This window comes from Pseudoalteromonas sp. CR1, assembly GCF_019392235.1.
Taxonomy (GTDB): domain Bacteria; phylum Pseudomonadota; class Gammaproteobacteria; order Enterobacterales; family Alteromonadaceae; genus Pseudoalteromonas.
Window position 1 is genome coordinate 1 of the sequence record NZ_JAHXRM010000009.1, and the last position, 16,087, is coordinate 16,087.

The window sequence follows — 16,087 nt, forward strand, 5'->3', positions numbered from 1 at the left end:
TCTATGGTGAGGGATGGTGTCATGTGGGATCCTAAAATGGTTTGAAATTAGGAATTGACACCATAGTCACTTGTTATATACCTTTTACTTACCTGCTTTTATTTTAGGCAGTTGCACTTGCAATATAACAAATGCAGGAATCAATGGTAAAAAAGCTAGCCACGATAATGGAGTAACAACCCAAAGCCAGATAAACCAAGCTTCTGCGATAGTTAGTAGGAATAATTTACTAACACGCTTAAAAAGCATTAAGTCACCCATAGCCGCTAAAGGCAAACCAAAACCTAGCGAACCAAATAAGGCTATAAATGGGTGAAGAGTCTCAACTTTAATGTTTTCTATCACTGAAAAATAAAATTCATAGCCATAGCTAAATAGCAAAGGACTCAATAGACAAAACACCCAAACATTGCTCCAGCTAGCATTACGCTGATGCTTAGAGTGGATTTTGTTTTTTTCTTGAAGCTTGCTCAATACATCCATTTAACTCGGGCTATCCCTAGGTATATAATAATTTAATGGTGCGCTTATCGCGTATATTTTTGCCAACGCTACGCTCATTTTTCTACATTATATAGTTTTAACAAATAAACTAAGGCATTGCTATTAATAAGTTTTCTAAAATTTTAAAGAAAAGTTAAACAGAACAATATGCGCGCAGCGCTCATTTTAATGAATATATGCGCAGAGAGTAGTTTAACCAATCAATTAACGACGATATTAAGCAAATCTCAATGTCCGGTTATCGCTCATAACAGCCTGTCATGCCGTTATGACTATCAGTCGAAACGCTAACTTCAAGTATCAACCACTACACGTCACGCTACAATATTTTTTAAATACTGCTCACGTCTATATTTACAAAGTGTGTATCAAGCTAGGTGGATGTGAGTGGGCCATTTACCTAGTCTTTAATATCAGTTTTTGGCATAGCGACTTGTGCGCCAGTAAGCCAAGTAATGCAGCTTGGCTTACTGTGGTTGATGCGTCGTGTATTTGTGTTATTAGCGCTGATGCGAGCAGTGCCCGATAACGCTTGCTCCTGCCAAATGGTGTGTTGTGTATGGCAATATTTAGCAGTGGCTGTCATTGTATATAGGGTTATTTATAAATCAATTAACTGCAAAATCGCGAGTTTCTAAATAGCTTGGGGCGCTTTTAAAACAGGCCTTCAGCTTACTGGCAAGCGCTGTTGTTACCGGTGCATTACATTTTAACTTGCCATTATATTTCCCGTTAGTTAGTGCTAATAAACTGAGTGAGTCATAGCTTGGTTTACTTTGTATTTTATGAATTACCACCCCCTGCTCTGCTGAAACCTTTATTAAATCAAACTCTTCTTTTTCAGGTTGTGTTATAGCGATCTTTTTTAAATATAACGGATTTTTAAAGGTCAACTTTGTCGAAAACAAAGCCGTACCTCCGCGCTCAAAATGGCCATTAAACACAGTGGTATTTAATGTGGGGGTTAGCTTATTTATTAACAAATTCAAATCAAATTTGGTTGGTAAAATGGTGATCTGAGTTTGTTTTTTTAGTGACTCGTTCAGTGCTTTTTTGATTATTTTAAGATGGGTGTCATTGGTAGTTACTTCATACACTATTTGGTAGTTGTGTGGAGGGGTGTATAACGGCATGTGGCTGGCAAGTACTTTATCGCCAGCCAATATAAGTGCCATACCATGAAACCCAACGTAGCTGTGTGCTTTATGTGTGTTGTGTGCATTGTGTTGAGGTGTGTTTGCAAGCGCTGCGCTCGACAATAAAATAAAAAGTAGCAGTATGTGTTTCATGTTAATGCTCAAAAATAAATATAGCGTTACTATAAGCTGGTTTTTATGTATAAATAATCGATAATAAGTTGTTAGTTGTTTCCTTTTGATCAACATGGTTTGGCGCATGCACATAGATGACATTGAAAAAGTAATTCATATGGCGAGTTCGCAAAATCTGCATACAACCGCTAAGCACTTTAATATTACCCCAGGTGCGCTGTCTAAAACGCTAAAAAAGGTTGAGGCAAACTTAGCCACGGAGCTGTTTAACCGCGTAGGTAAAACCTTAGTACTTAATGATAAAGGCAAAGAGTTTGTTAAGCACAGTAGCGATTTAGTTCATAATTACCAGCAGCTTACTAGCCGTTTTAAAAGCGATAATCATAAATTTAATGCGGTTATTGCAGGCCCTGCCATTTTACTTAAAAGTGGCCTTAAAAAGCTGCTTATTCCTCTTAGTAACCTGCCTTGCTCGGTGCGTATTAATAATGTGTTTGAAGGTGAAGCCATAAGCCAAGTTGCGTCTGGCTCGGCGCATATTGCGCTAGTAACTCGCGAGGCACTAAATAATAGCTCACACGCTAATTTAGTGGCGGTTAATGTATTTAATACTGGATTTAGTGTGGCTGCGCATGCTTCGCATCAGCTAGTACAAAAAGGTGTAACAGCGCTTAATAAAAATCAATTACTGCACGCGGCTTTTGCATGCCCTTTGTTTTCGCCGTTATGCGGCTTAGAGCAAGGTATAGGCTCCGACGGTTGGCAAGATCACATGGCCCCGCGCAATATTGTATTTAGATGTAGCGACTACAGTGCATTAATAGAGGTGGTTCAAAGTGGCTTGGCGTTAGCATATTTACCTAACTTTGTGATTGACGATTTAGGGCTTACAAAATTAACTGTAAAGGGGGTTAACAGTCACTACAGTGAAAGCATTGTAATGATATATAAGCCATCAAAGGCCGATGGTTGGCTTAATAAACTTATGCACTCTTTATAAAATGAGGCCTAATAAATAAAGCGCTTTAGCCACTACACTAAAGCGCTTTAGGATGAAAACTACATTACAAAATAAGTAAGGTGGTTAAAAATAGTAATTCGCAATAATACTTAATCACTTTGCGGGCTAAAGGTGGCGCTACTTGCGTTAAAAATTTTCATTTACGACTGCAGGATGCAGAAGGTACAGCAATGCAGGAGCAATTGCCTAGAACAATTAAATAGTAAATTTTTTAGCTAGCTATCAACACATTTTTTTAGCATCAAAGTAGGTCACGTAATTAAGCGAAAATATACAACTACAATTAACCGACAACACAACAAAATAAATTATGTTATATTGTAACAAAAATAATAGCATAACAAATTAATAAGCAATACTCTTTTTTATTCCTGGAAACGGCTAATTATTACACTGGCGACTCTGGTGGCATCACGTTAGTATGGTGATCTACTTATAGTTACATAACGATAAAAACATGACTTTAAAAACAAACGCTTTGATTTACTTTTTAGCCTTTTGCAGTGGCTTTTGCATTATGGGGATTGAACTTTTAGGAGGGCGTATTTTAGCGCCATACTTTGGCAGTAGTGTACATATTTGGGGCAGTATTATTACTGTATTTATGCTTAGCTTGTCGTTTGGCTATTTGCTTGGTGGTAAGCTGAGTACAAAAAATGCGTCGCTAACAAAATACGGATTAATATTTTTAGTGGCGAGTATTATGGTTGTGCCTATTACATTGTTTGCTGAGCCTATAATGGAATTTATTTTTACTCATATTGAAGACAGCCGTTATGGCTCTTTACTCGCCTCTACGGCTTTATTTTTTATTCCAACCATTATTTTAGGCATGATTTCGCCTTATTCAGTAAGGTTATTGGTTACCGACAGCGAAAAAAGCGGCCAGGTTGCGGGTATTTTATATTTTGTAAGCACGCTGGGGAGTGCCCTTGGTACTATTATTACTTCGTTTTACTTTGTACTGGCGTTTGATGTAAACACCATTATTAGCGCCTTTGCTTTAACGCTTGGCTCACTTGGCGTACTCGCTATTGGTGTTAATAGCTTTGCTGGTAATAAGGAGTTGGCTCATGCTTAAATATTTTTTGTTCGCTGCGAGCGTCTTTTCAGGTGCAGCAATGAGCGAGGTCATTCATGAAGAACGCTCTTTGTATCGAAATATAATTGTTGATGAAACTCGCGACTTACGCTGCCTAAAATTTAACACTAAAAGCAGTCAAACAAGTCAAAGTTGCATGTACAAAAACGACCCCGACAAGCTCGTATTTAACTACACTAAGCTTACTTTTGCGAGCTTGTTAGTAACCGAAAATCCTAAAAATGTGTTAATTATTGGGCTTGGTGGGGGCACATTGTCTAATGTGATTCATGAGCTTTACCCTGGCGCTAAAATTCATAATGTTGAAATAGATTCGGCAGTATTAAAAGTAGCCCGCGATTACTTTAATTTTATAGAAACCGATAACGTGACATCAAGCGTGCAAGACGGCCGTATATTTATAAAACGCGCGGCTATTAAAAAGCAAAAGTACGATTGGATCATTCTTGATGCATTCAATGGCGATTACATTCCTGAGCATTTGCTTACCAAAGAGTTTTTTGAAGAAGTACAAAGCGTACTGGCTGATGGGGGCGTGATTGCTGCTAATACGTTTTCGAGCAGCAAGTTATACGAGCATGAGTCGGCGACGTACCACAGCGTATTTGGCGATTTTATTAATGTAAGCCGCGCTAATCGAAGCAACCGTATTATTTTAGCGGGCATTAAAACTATGCCAACACAGGCGCAACTTAACGAACGTGCTAAAGCGCTTGAGTCAAAGCTTAAAAAATATGATGTAGATATAAACGCCATAAGCAATTACATGCAGTACACAAAAAACAGTCAAGATTGGCCTAAAAATACCAAAATACTGACCGATCAATACTCCCCTGCTAACCTACTTAACTTTTAATATGCAATGTGCCTAACCATTGTGTTGTTAGGCGCAGCCATTTAAGTTTGTTGTTAAAACTTAATATTACCGCGCAGTGCTTTAGTTTGGCCGTGTTTGGTTTTTTTATCCATGCGTTTACGCTGCGAGTTACGGCTTGGCTTGGTTGCGCGGCGGGCTTTGTTAACCTTTGTTGCGCTTAATATGAGATCTTTTAAACGTTTTAACGCGTCTTCGCGGTTGAGCTCTTGAGTACGGTGGCTTTGTGCTTTAATGATGAGAACCCCCTCTTTGGTGATCCTCGAATCGTTTAAAGCAAGTAAACGTTCTTTGTAAAAGTCAGGTAATTTAGAGCGATTAATATCAAAACGTAAATGAATGGCGCTGGCTACTTTGTTAACGTTTTGGCCACCGGCACCCTGAGAACGAATAGCGGTGAGCTCTAATTCCCACTCATCAATAGTGACTGTATTTGAAATTGTTAACATTGCGTTCAGTTTCCGTTGTTAAAAATGCATTGTACCATTTGTACATTGACTTAGGGTGAATAAGACTAATGGGCAGTAATGTTAAGTTGAGTAAACAATGACGCCAAGAGACAAGTTTAGATTGGCATATGCAATTATTTAGTTTTTAATTGCGCAGCCCTTATACGGGCCTAATATAATAATCGATTTTCGATAATAGGAAGTACCTGCATGAAAAAATTACTTGTATCACTGAGCTTGTTAGCGATGAGCTTTTCTGGTTTTGCTAAAGATATCACCGAGGGTGACTTACAAAGCTACATGAAAGCTCTACCTGCTGTTACAAGCTGGGCGAGCTCGCAAGATGCGTTAAAAAACGTTGACTTAGGTAGCATGCTAGGCGCAACCGCAGATCAAACTACAGCAGAACAAGGTGCGCTTGCAAATACAGCCCTTAACATGATTAAAGAGCAATCATTGTATAAAAGTTTTGCGAGTGTCACTACTCGCTACGGGTTTACGCCTGAGCAGTTAATTACTGTTGGTTCAGAAGTGTCTATGGCGTACATAGAAAATCTTAAATCTGGTTTGTCTGATGAAAATAAAGCAACAGCAAATTCACTAATGGGTGGCTTTCAAAGCATGAAAAGCGCTAAAGATAAAGGCGCTACATCGTTAATGGGGTCGTTAGGTAATGCGTCAAGCGCTGCTGACACAAACGAACCTCTTGTTAGCGAGAGTAACTTGGCATTAGTAAGTGAATACATGCCACAGCTTAAAAAATTGTTTGCACTTTTATAAGTTAACCAGACTTCTCGTTAAGTTAATAAACACTTTAAGGTGGCATTTGCCACCTTTTTTAATGCCTAAAATAAGTGCATAAAGCTTATTTAGTTCTACAATTTAGGTATGTTTTATTTGGGTATGACTTTATGAAAACGTGGTATGTAGTTGTAAGTATATTGTTATTTTGCAGTGCCTACTTTTCGGTATTTGCGCTTGCTAAATCAAGCAAAACATTTAGCGCAGGCGTTATAGCTCAAGAGCAGCACTTCCCTATAAAAGAATTAAAGCTGGGTAACTATGCGCGTTGCACCGTTATTTCAGCTCAAAAAGAAGATGCTTTTTATTCTGCTTGTTATTTAAAGCGTGAACAAAAATCAAATTGGATTGCAGAGTCAGCGGGCGCGCGCTGTGAAATAAAATGCGAATCTTATGCCGATAGTAATGGAAATATTAGCGAGCATTACTTCACTACCTTAAAGTAACAATACTTTCCCACGATTTTTTTATTGGTGTGGCCAGTTCTTTTATTTGCTTACTGATGTTTGTATCGCATGCATCTTGTTGTTGCGGTTTATGTGGGCCAGAAAGCATTAACAAGTGTTTTTTACCTTTTATATTTTTATCAAGCACAAACAAGGATGGGTTTGCGTTTAGCACATGAGTTTTTAGCGACTTTTTAGAGGTGTAAGCTGCATATTGGCAAAAGTATAGCGTTGCTTTGTTCGCTTTTTCAGTTTCCCATAAGCCCATTAGCTGCCAATCTAAAGAGGCATAGCGCCTCGCATCAACCATAAAACTTCCATAAAGAGCTGGGGTTGAATAAACCGCATTAATGGTTGTTTGCGCCTTTTTAGCATTTGAATAGGGGCCAGCTACTAAATAGTAGTTATCTCGATTTTGATGTTTGTATAACCTCAATGGGTAGTTATCCCAATCTACTTTATTAGCAACAATAAGGGCTGATTCAAACTGCTTAAACACGCCTAATTGAACAAAATACGCAGTGTTATTTGCGTTTATTACTGGCGCTTTAGGTGTGCTGGCAAGCATCGAAGAGCTTTGAGTGTGCAGTACAATGTCTTGTAATATTATGGTGTCACCGGTTTTAGAGGTAATGATATGCTCTGGTAAGTTTTTAACACTCAGTTGAGGGGTGTCAGTGTTTGTGTTTTGAACTGAAAGAGTGTATTTGCCCTGCGTTATATTGGCAAAATAATAGTAACCATCGTATTCTGTTACTGTGCTGTATGTTTTATCTGAATCTATGTCGTGTAAGCTCACAGTAATACCTGCAGCAGGTTTGCTCATTCCATTAACTGAAATATAAACGGTCCCCTCCACCTCATTAAATATCACCATAGGTATGCTAATTTTAGTTTGCCCTCCTCTGTGGGCGTTTGTTTTAATTTTTCTGCGTGTTGGCTGTAAATATGGATTAGGTAAAGAGCGTAAATCCACATCTAAAATTTGTCCGCCATGGCTACTGGGTAACAAAATTTTTCCATCGCTATTTGTATATTTATCTCGCCATTGGTAGTTACCCGTAAACTTTACATCTTGGAGCGGCTCATCGCCGTCATCAAATAGTTGATTTTCGTTCCAATCAATAAACGAAGAGGCTTCTATTTGCCCGGCACTCAGCGCCCTGGGAGTATCAAATACAAAATCTGTTTTTAGGTGATCAAAGCTAAATATACCATTTAAACCAAACGATAAAAGCCAATCGCCATGACTGTCATATTGCCCCGAAAGTTGCACGTTAAACGCGTCGTGTCGATAAGTATATTGATGACTCAGTTTGGTACTTGCTGCCAAGCTTGGGTTATATGAAATTTGTGTTTGGTTAAAAGTGTCTTGAGTTTGAGGCCAACGTAAATTACTGCTTAAGCTAACAATGCCGTTCCCATTTGAGGGCATCCAGTCTAGTGTGTTTGTTAACTTCCAGGAGTCAATATCGATTGATGCGTAAAGCTGATTGGTTAGTTCGTTATTCTCATCGTTATAAAAAAGTCGGCTTGCCCAAGTGCCGCCTACAAAATTATTATTAATACCAAACGAGTACGTATTTTTAGCAGCACTGTTTTGGCGCTTTTCGTTTTGCCACCTCATAGTCCAATTTAACGAGTCAAACATACTCGTTTTACCATTTAAGCTCAGAAGTAGCTTATTTTTAAGAATAGTACTTTGTGGTAAATATAACGCGCTCGAAAAATTATTTAATAGGCTGTACTCAATATTTACGTTTATGTCGTTGTATAAATCGTTTGAAAGTAGACCCCTAAAGCCTGCAAAAAGAGCATGCCCCGCCTCAAGTTGATTAGTTGCTAATAAGCGATAGCTGCCATGTTCAGACAGTATATTAAGCCCAGAAAAGATATAACCATTGCTATTTTTATCACCATTTAAGTGGGTTAGTTGCGCGTCAAACGTGACGTTATCGTTAACCCCATAGGAAACAATACTTTTAAAGGAGTTGCTAAAGGGGGAGTTGTTAGATGCCGCTTGACCAAATACGCTTTTATCTGAATTTATTAACTCAACCTGATAACTGATTTTTCCTGGCGATAGGGCGTCTAAGCCTATGGTATATTTTTGGGTCCGTGTTATTTGCTCCCCTTGCGGACCGAAAAGTTTAATTTCAAAAATGTTGTTTCCGTAAAACGTTTCAATATCGGTAAAGGTCACCAAGTTATTATCGTTTGCTTGTGTGGTTGCTATAAATTGACCGTTTCGGTACAGCTCGGCTTGCCAGCCTGGTAAGGCCGGTTCTTCAATGGTAATAGCTGAAAAGTTTTGTGTAGAGTGTGGATTGGCATTAGAAATATAAAACCCCATACCTTGGCTTGCACCTGCAATAAGTGGATCTGATTGCGATTGAATGTCACCTATTTGATAGTGTATACGCTCAAGAGAGTGATCTTGCGAAGTTAGGTTAAAGTCTTTACTCACTTTAAAAAAGGTATTGGCAGTGTTCTCGTTTTTATTAAATCGGATCTCCGCTTTATGATGAAATAAATCAAAGTAACTATTAAGCCTTATTAAGCCCTTGTAGCGGTTTTGTTTGTTGCGATAGCTAGCAGAAAGCGCGTATTCAGATACAGGGTAAGTGAGTGTTTGATACTCATCGTCAATAACGTGTTCGTACGCGGGTTTTAAAACTTGTTTTTTGCTTGAGTAAGGTGCCGCTTTATTGCTTTGTTCGCTGACTAATGAACTTACAAAAGACACCTGCATGAGTGAGTAATCAAAAACAGCCTCGGTTTTTAAAAGTGTATTAATAACCGACAGCTCAACATAATGATCGTAATCATCACGCGCCCACAATGTGTCGTTTAATTGCGAGGTATTTGCTTCGTTAATTGGGATATTTAAAGTGTGCTTTGAATCGTCAAGGGTGGCTATTAATTCGCTTTGGGTAATTTTAAAACTAATTCCCATCGTTGATTTTAATGCACTAACAGGCAGCAAAAGTTTATTTGTTTGCGTGTAGTAGGCCTCTAAGTCAGATACAACAGAACGGCCATTAACTCTTACATTGACGATCACAAATGCCTCATCATCAATAGGCCATTGATAAAGAGGCAATAATTGTGTTGCATGTGTTGTTGTAGGTACTATAAAAAATAAAATAATCAGTAAGCTAATTAAAGCGCTACAACAATATGCGCGTGGTTTAAACACGTTTTATTGAATATTTACAGGGATAGCCAACTCAATATTTCCGCCATATAAAGCGTTTTCTTTATATTTTAAAGTGAGCGGCCCTGATATAGGTTCTTGAAGTGTTATATACACTTTACGACGCGACAAAGGGGTGTAAACAGCGACGTTTGTTAATTCACCAACAGGTAAGTTGTCGCTATTAACGAGTTCAAAATTACCATACACAGAACGATTACCGGTTAATGTTTGCCAAAATGTAAGGGTTGGATGCCCATTTTGAGTTATTAGCTGCGGGTTTATTAACTTCGAATCGGCTTCTAATTGCCCGTGGCGAACAATAACAGGCACGCTGTAAGCAACTTTAGGGCGTATGCTGATACCTGTTGAATTAGGGTTTTGAGATTCAGAAGCGATAATTCTTAAAACAGCTCGGTACTCTCCCGCAGGGAGTTGTGCTTTTTTTCGCACCGTCATTCTTATTGCTTGCATGCCTTTAGGAGCAATTTTTCCGCGTCTGGGCGAGAACCTCAACATGTCTTTAGCTGAGCGACCTTCAACTTGTTTGGGCGAAACATCTATTAATGCGCCTTCTTCAGTCATGTCTTTGTGGGTGATCTCTAGTTTAAAGTCGAGATTTTTGTCAGACGTATTTCTGATCATTAAAGAATTGTTTTTTGTACGTCCATCAAAGTATAAACGGTATTCAGACAAAGCAAGGTTGGCACTACAAATTTGGGGAAGTAGTAATGTTAAGCACAGAACGGCCCAACAAAAAAATTTAAAAGTCATGGGAGTCAACTAATTCATAAAACATATAACATGTGGGGTAATACCCCCACATTATGCGTGTAGTTAGTTATTATTTACTAACTACATAGTGCTTATTACTGAAAAGATACATCTACAGTGTAATCTACTGTGTAGCTTGCACCAGCTGTAAGTGCTGTATCTACGTTCATAGCGCCGTATACGTTAATACCAATATCTGTTGCACTGGCATCTGTTGTAAATGCTGATGCTACGCCGTCAGCAGTTGTTACAGTTGTTGTACTATCGGTTGCAGTTGTTACTGGAGCAAATGTTAGATTGCTGCTTGAGCTACCTGAAACAGTGATGTTCATCGCAGAATTTGGTGCTAATCCTGAAACAGTTAATGCACCTAGTTGAATGTTTGCATCTGATGCATCACAGTCACCCGTAATTGCGCCAGCATTATCCATTGTACACGTAGAGCCTGTTGCTAAACGAATTTTACCAAAGTGTAATGCGCTATTTTCTGCAAACGTTGGCTCGCTCCAACCATTTACACTTGCTTGAAATGTTTGGTTAGATGCTAATAAAGAAGTAGATGAAATAGCTAATAAGGCTGAAGCTGCAAGGATTTTTTTATTCATAATTTTACCATTTTAAATGTTTATTATTTTATTTACCTCCGTGTGCGGTCTTATTTGTAAGTATTTTATTCCATTGCGGCAATTTAAACATAGTATGTACCTGTTTGAAATAAATAATTAACATATTGTGCTTTTAGAAACAATAAATGATTAAAAAGTATTGGTTTTTGGGGCTTTAATTTATATTTGGTATGAAAATTAAGCGGTTATAAGTTGTTTGTTGAGTTTAGGATGAAGGATGCAAACTATTTTGTTAACTTTTTAATTTAGTAATTGCAATACTGGAATGACCTAAACATTATTTTTTAGGCCATTAAACTATTACATTATTCTATCAACTAGCGCTATGACATTTTACGAAGTGTACTTAAAGGCACTATGCGTAAAACCCAATGTAAAAACGCCCACGGCCAGGTTGGCACAAAGCTGTTGGCTTTTTCTTTATTTATGGCTTTTACAAGCGCTTTACAGCCGGTTTCGGTATCGACTATAAAGGGCACTGTTTTTACTTTTTCGTTTATTTCGCTTCTTATAAAACCTGGGTGTACACAGCTTACTTTTATAGGTGTGTGCATTACATCTATGCGTATGCCTTCGCTTAATGAGGTAATGGCCGCTTTTGTAGCAGCGTAAACGGTCATGGCGCGCCTAAAACCTCGCACCGCACTAATAGACGAAATAGTCACTAAGTGGCCATGGTTTTGCGCTCTAAAAATTTCCATTGCGGCCTCAGCCTGGGCAAGGGCGGCTACAAAATTGGTTTGTGCGGTTTGTTTGTTGGCATTAAAGTAACCCGTACCAACAGAGGCTCCTTTGCCCATACCTGCATTTATAATTACTCTATCAAGGCCGTTAAGCTCTTCTTTAAAGGCGTTAAATACGCTAAACACTTGCTCGTGATCGTTTACATCAAGCACTTTTATGCTAATGGTTATATTAGGGTTTACCTGTTCAAGCTCACTTTTTAGTTGCTCTAGTAGCTCAAAGCGCCGAGCACATAAAGCAAGGTTACAGCCTTGTTTTGCAAACTCTTTTGCCATGCCTTTGCCTAAACCTGAACTTGCACCTGTTATGAGTATATTTTTGCGCATAATTAAATCCTTAGGTGTATGTAATTAATTTTTGTTGTGGGTGGCACTCTAAAAAGTGATGCTCGTTTAAACTGCTAATGCTTAATTTACGGTTTGCCCCTTTGCCGCGCGCCACTACTTTGGTTACGCCTGCGTTTACTAGGCTCCAATTTATATCAATAAAGTGCTCGAGTTTTAGCCCCATTAAATGGCTGGTAATAATGCTAATAGGCCCGCCCGAGGTATAAATAAGTACTTTTTTGCCATGGTTTTCATTGGCTATTTGCTCAATGGCACCCAGTACTCGCGCAGTAAATGCATTAAAGCTTTCGTTGTATAGCGTGCTATCGGGGTTGAGTACCCACTGCTCAATAGCGCTAATAAATACCGTTTTAAAATATTCCATTGGGTCGGCTTGTTTGCTAAGTGCAGCACGCACTTGGCTTGCGGTGGCAAGCTCTGGGTTATAAACCGCTAAAATGTGCTCGTGATCGTACTCGTTTAAACGCGCATCGTTTATTACCACTGGCGCATTATTAACACTTGCTAAACTAAGCTCTGCGGTTTGATTATGGCGTAGCATACTCCCTGCAAATACCACATCGGGTGTTAGCTGCTTTTGTGCTAAATACTCACCCAATAATGTGGCTTGCTGCTGCCCTTTTTGTGAGAGCATATCGTAGTTATCAGCCGAAAAACTAGCCTGCCCATGGCGTACTAAATATAAAATACACATTAGGCTTTTCCTTGATTTTTAATGGCTTTATTGCAGCGCCACAAAAGGTAATGTACAAACACCCAAAAGTTTTTAAAGGCGGGGTTTTTAGTTTGCCCGTGGTGATAGCGGTAATAAATTTGCTGCACTATGCCTGCAAGCCTAAATAGCCCGTACACTTCGTAAAAGGTAAAATCGTCTACGGTTATATCCATTTTTTTACAGTAGTAGGCCACTACTTCTTTGCGCGTTAGCATGCCCTCTAAATGGGTAGGTTGGCGGCGCGTGGCTTGGGCTAAAAAGTCATCCCCTGGTTCTACCCAGTAAGCGAGTGTATTGCCTAAATCCATAAGAGGGTCGCCAAGGGTGGCAAGCTCCCAGTCTAAAATACCCAGTACTTTGGTGTAGTCGGTTGCATCAAGCACAACGTTATCAAACCTAAAGTCGTTATGCGTTATACAAATGCGCTCGTGGCTTGGCATGTTGTTTTCAAGCCATTTAATTACTTTTTTACCGCTTGGTACGTTCCACGTTTTAGCTTTAGTAAAGCGTTCGCTCCAGCCGCTAATTTGGCGCTGCGTGTACCCTTCGCCTTTACCTAAATGGCTTAAATTGGCCTGTTTGTAATCTACTTTGTGTAGCTCTACCAGGCAGTCGAGTACGTTTTCGCACAGCTGTTTGGTGCGCTCGGGCGTGGGTGTTAATCCGCGCGGTAAATTTTTACGCGGAATAATACCCGTGAGTTTTTCCATAACGTAAAAGTCGGTGCCAAGTATGCTTTCATCATCGCAAAACGCTTGCATAGTAGGTACGTAACTGTAAACCGGTTTTAGCGCCTGCTGTAATTTAAATTCGCGCCCCATATCGTGTGCGCCTTTGGCTTTTGTACCTTTTGGGGCACGGCGCAAAATAAGTGATTGCTTTGGGTAGTCTAGGCAGTAGGTCCAGTTTGACGCGCCCCCTGCGTATTGTGTAACGTTTGGCTCGCCAGTTAACTGTGTAATGTGTTGTTTAAGCCAGGCATCTACTTTTTGGGTGTCGAGCTCTTCGCCTTGGCGCACGCTTTTGGCTTGATCTAATAATTGTGTGTTCATTGTTAGCCTTTATTATTTTGATTTTAAACGTTGCATAGAGCGTGTTTTTTTCAGCATGTTTTTAATGTACCACTCAATGGGGAGTAGTTTTTTCATTAAAAAGGCCTGTTTACCTAATTTATGGGTCAAAATTAAAAATGGGCGTTTAAGTGACTGCTTATAAATAATATCTGCAACTTGTTCGACATTAATGGGAGAGCGCTCAAAGGCGCGGTTTAACATAGTTTTCATAGCCGGTTCGCTGGTGCGCATAGATTCATCAAGGTTGGTTTTAAAAAAGCTGGGGCACACTACGCTTACATCTATATTATCGTAAGCAAGCTCGAGTTTTAGGGTTTCGCTAAAGCCAATTACGGCGGCTTTTACGGCGTTATAACTGCTCATAAACGGAATAGGTGTAAGCCCCGCTTGCGACGCTACATTAATAAAGTAGCCACTGCCTTGTTGCTTAAATAGCGGATAAAACGTTTGGCACACTCGCACCATAGAGAGCAAATTAATATCCATAATCCACTGCCATTGCTCAAGCGATTCGCCCTCAAGCGAGCCGCCGGTTGCAACGCCTGCATTATTTATAACAATATCCACGCCTTGCCACTTGGTTTGAATTAAATCGTAAAGCCCCTTTACATCGGCTTGTTTTGTTACATCGCAGGCGTAAAAAAAGGCATCGGCTTTTAATGCTTGTAGCTCGTTAATAGTTACGGCTGCGCGTTCGGCGTTTATATCGGCAATACAAATTTGTAAGTTTGCGCCCAAATTACTCGCGTAACTAAGTGCTAATGCTTTGCCAAGCCCTGTGGCTCCACCTGTTATTATTAATTTTGTTTTCATGGTGTTACCTTAGCGGTATTTGTTAAGTTCGAGGCGCGAAACCATGCCCATGTGTACTTCGTCTGGGCCATCGGCAAGGCGTAAAATTCGCCCCATTGCATTAAACGAGGCAATAGGGAAGTCGCTCGACACCCCCGCGCCACCAAATACCTGTATGGCCATATCAGACACCATTTGTAGCATATTGGGCACCACTACTTTTATGCTCGATATTTCGGTCATGGCGTGTTTAACGCCTTGGATGTCTATTTTCCATGCGGCGTGCAGTGTTAATAAACGGGCTTGATCTATTGCTATACGCGCTTGCGCTACGCGTTCTAAATTGCCGCCTAATTTAAGTAACGGTTTACCAAAGGCGCTGCGCGAAAGCCCGCGTTTAATCATTAGCTCTAAACAGCGCTCTGCAGCGCCAATTGCGCGCATACAGTGATGAATTCGCCCAGGCCCTAAACGCCCTTGTGCAATAGCAAAGCCTTTGCCTAACCCTAAAATAAGGTTTTGTTTTGGTACACGCACGTTATTAAATTCCATTTCGCCATGGCCGTAGGGGGCATCAAAATCGCCGCAGGCACTTAGCATGCGTTTAATATTTACGCCGGGTGTATTTAGCGGCACAAGTACCATGGAGTGCTGGCTGTGTTTATCGTTTTCGGGGTTAGAAAGCCCCATAAAAATAGCTACCTGCGCATTGGGGTGGCCAAGGCCTGTGGTCCACCATTTTTTGCCATTTAAAATGAGTTCGTCGCCATCAACATCTATAGTTGCTTGCATGTTTGTGGCATCTGATGAGGCTACATCGGGCTCGGTCATGGCAAATACAGAGCGTATTTCGCCATTTAATAAAGGTGTTAGCCATTGCTGTTTTTGCTCATCATTTGCAAAGTGATACAGCACTTCCATATTGCCGGTGTCGGGGGCGTTACAGTTAAATATTTCTGATGCAAATAAACATTTACCCATTTGCTCTGCAATAGGGGCGTACTCTAGGCAGGTTAAGCCTTGTGCTAGCGCTGCATCGGGTAAAAATAAGTTCCACAGGCCAGCGGCTTTTGCTTTCGCTTTTAATGGCTCAATGTGCTCACTTAGTTGCCAAGTGGTCCAATCGTTTGAATTATTTTTTGCGTGATTATGCGCAACTACCGCCTGCTCAATAGGCAATACGTGTTCATCCATAAAGGCGGTAACACGCGTTAGGTAGTCTTGGCTTTTTTGGCTTGGCTCAAAGTTCATTAGGGTTGCCTGTTTATTTTTTAGTTAACCCAGCATAAAACATTCGCCCTAATGAATTAAATGAAATATATTACCAATTAAATGTGAATTGTATTCATAGT

At 39.9% G+C, this 16,087-nt stretch carries 17 protein-coding genes; 5 read left to right on the forward strand and 12 right to left on the reverse strand.

Annotated features, from left to right (window positions below; translation table 11 throughout):
• Positions 1–84 precede the first annotated feature (84 nt).
• From KZZ04_RS09550 to KZZ04_RS09560, 3 genes are all read right to left on the reverse strand, one after another.
• A complete protein-coding gene (locus KZZ04_RS09550; protein ID WP_219422568.1) occupies positions 85–483 on the reverse strand; it encodes a hypothetical protein in 399 nt (132 codons plus the stop codon).
• A gap of 421 nt (positions 484–904) precedes the next feature.
• On the reverse strand, positions 905–1,090 hold the full coding sequence (locus KZZ04_RS09555) for a hypothetical protein (protein ID WP_219422569.1): 186 nt from the start codon (positions 1,088–1,090) through the stop codon (positions 905–907).
• Positions 1,091–1,112: 22 nt separating this feature from the next.
• Positions 1,113–1,793, reverse strand: coding sequence for a hypothetical protein (locus tag KZZ04_RS09560; protein ID WP_219422570.1), 681 nt, complete (start codon positions 1,791–1,793; stop codon positions 1,113–1,115).
• A gap of 106 nt (positions 1,794–1,899) precedes the next feature.
• Between KZZ04_RS09560 and KZZ04_RS09565 the strand changes: the two genes are divergently transcribed.
• From KZZ04_RS09565 to KZZ04_RS09575, 3 genes are all read left to right on the forward strand, one after another.
• Positions 1,900–2,775: a LysR family transcriptional regulator gene (locus tag KZZ04_RS09565; RefSeq protein ID WP_219422571.1), complete on the forward strand. Its 876-nt coding sequence runs from the start codon at positions 1,900–1,902 to the stop codon at positions 2,773–2,775.
• A 478-nt stretch (positions 2,776–3,253) separates the two neighbouring features.
• Entirely contained in the window at positions 3,254–3,877 is a 624-nt protein-coding gene (locus KZZ04_RS09570; protein ID WP_058405387.1) for a fused MFS/spermidine synthase, read from the forward strand.
• A complete protein-coding gene (locus tag KZZ04_RS09575; RefSeq protein WP_219422572.1) occupies positions 3,870–4,754 on the forward strand; it encodes a spermidine synthase in 885 nt (294 codons plus the stop codon). Before KZZ04_RS09570 ends, KZZ04_RS09575 begins: the two co-directional genes overlap by 8 nt.
• 53 nt (positions 4,755–4,807) lie before the next feature.
• Here KZZ04_RS09575 and arfB read toward each other — a convergent pair whose 3' ends face one another.
• Positions 4,808–5,221 (reverse strand): alternative ribosome rescue aminoacyl-tRNA hydrolase ArfB, encoded by a 414-nt coding sequence (arfB, locus tag KZZ04_RS09580; RefSeq protein WP_006793276.1) that lies wholly within the window; start codon positions 5,219–5,221, stop codon positions 4,808–4,810.
• 210 nt (positions 5,222–5,431) lie between these two features.
• On the opposite strand from arfB, the gene KZZ04_RS09585 reads away from it, so the two are divergent.
• Both KZZ04_RS09585 and KZZ04_RS09590 read left to right on the forward strand, forming a co-directional pair.
• Positions 5,432–6,001, forward strand: a complete 570-nt coding sequence (locus KZZ04_RS09585) for a hypothetical protein (RefSeq protein ID WP_058405389.1) — start codon at positions 5,432–5,434, stop codon at positions 5,999–6,001.
• Positions 6,002–6,132: 131 nt separating this feature from the next.
• On the forward strand, positions 6,133–6,468 hold the full coding sequence (locus tag KZZ04_RS09590) for a hypothetical protein (protein WP_058405440.1): 336 nt from the start codon (positions 6,133–6,135) through the stop codon (positions 6,466–6,468).
• On the opposite strand, the gene KZZ04_RS09595 is transcribed toward KZZ04_RS09590, so the two are convergent.
• The 8 genes from KZZ04_RS09595 to KZZ04_RS09630 form a co-directional block, all read right to left on the reverse strand.
• On the reverse strand, positions 6,455–9,667 hold the full coding sequence (locus KZZ04_RS09595) for an SPOR domain-containing protein (protein WP_219422573.1): 3,213 nt from the start codon (positions 9,665–9,667) through the stop codon (positions 6,455–6,457). The two genes, KZZ04_RS09590 and KZZ04_RS09595, sit on opposite strands and share 14 nt — an antisense overlap.
• 3 nt (positions 9,668–9,670) lie before the next feature.
• The gene (locus KZZ04_RS09600; protein WP_219422574.1) at positions 9,671–10,438 is read right to left on the reverse strand and encodes a molecular chaperone; all 768 of its coding nucleotides are present in this window, start codon (positions 10,436–10,438) and stop codon (positions 9,671–9,673) included.
• 95 nt (positions 10,439–10,533) lie between these two features.
• Entirely contained in the window at positions 10,534–11,043 is a 510-nt protein-coding gene (locus KZZ04_RS09605) for a hypothetical protein (RefSeq protein WP_058405391.1), read from the reverse strand.
• Positions 11,044–11,387: 344 nt separating this feature from the next.
• Positions 11,388–12,134 carry an SDR family oxidoreductase gene (locus tag KZZ04_RS09610; RefSeq protein ID WP_201020877.1) on the reverse strand — a complete coding sequence of 249 codons (747 nt, stop codon included), beginning with the start codon at positions 12,132–12,134 and terminating at the stop codon, positions 11,388–11,390.
• Between the two features lie 10 nt (positions 12,135–12,144).
• Positions 12,145–12,849: a histidine phosphatase family protein gene (locus tag KZZ04_RS09615; protein ID WP_219422575.1), complete on the reverse strand. Its 705-nt coding sequence runs from the start codon at positions 12,847–12,849 to the stop codon at positions 12,145–12,147.
• Positions 12,849–13,922: a phosphotransferase family protein gene (locus KZZ04_RS09620; RefSeq protein ID WP_219422576.1), complete on the reverse strand. Its 1,074-nt coding sequence runs from the start codon at positions 13,920–13,922 to the stop codon at positions 12,849–12,851. The genes KZZ04_RS09615 and KZZ04_RS09620 overlap by 1 nt, the downstream gene beginning before the upstream one ends.
• Before the next feature lie 12 nt (positions 13,923–13,934).
• On the reverse strand, positions 13,935–14,756 hold the full coding sequence (locus tag KZZ04_RS09625; RefSeq protein ID WP_219422577.1) for an SDR family oxidoreductase: 822 nt from the start codon (positions 14,754–14,756) through the stop codon (positions 13,935–13,937).
• A gap of 9 nt (positions 14,757–14,765) precedes the next feature.
• Positions 14,766–15,986 carry an acyl-CoA dehydrogenase family protein gene (locus KZZ04_RS09630; RefSeq protein WP_219422578.1) on the reverse strand — a complete coding sequence of 407 codons (1,221 nt, stop codon included), beginning with the start codon at positions 15,984–15,986 and terminating at the stop codon, positions 14,766–14,768.
• Positions 15,987–16,087: the final 101 nt, after the last annotated feature.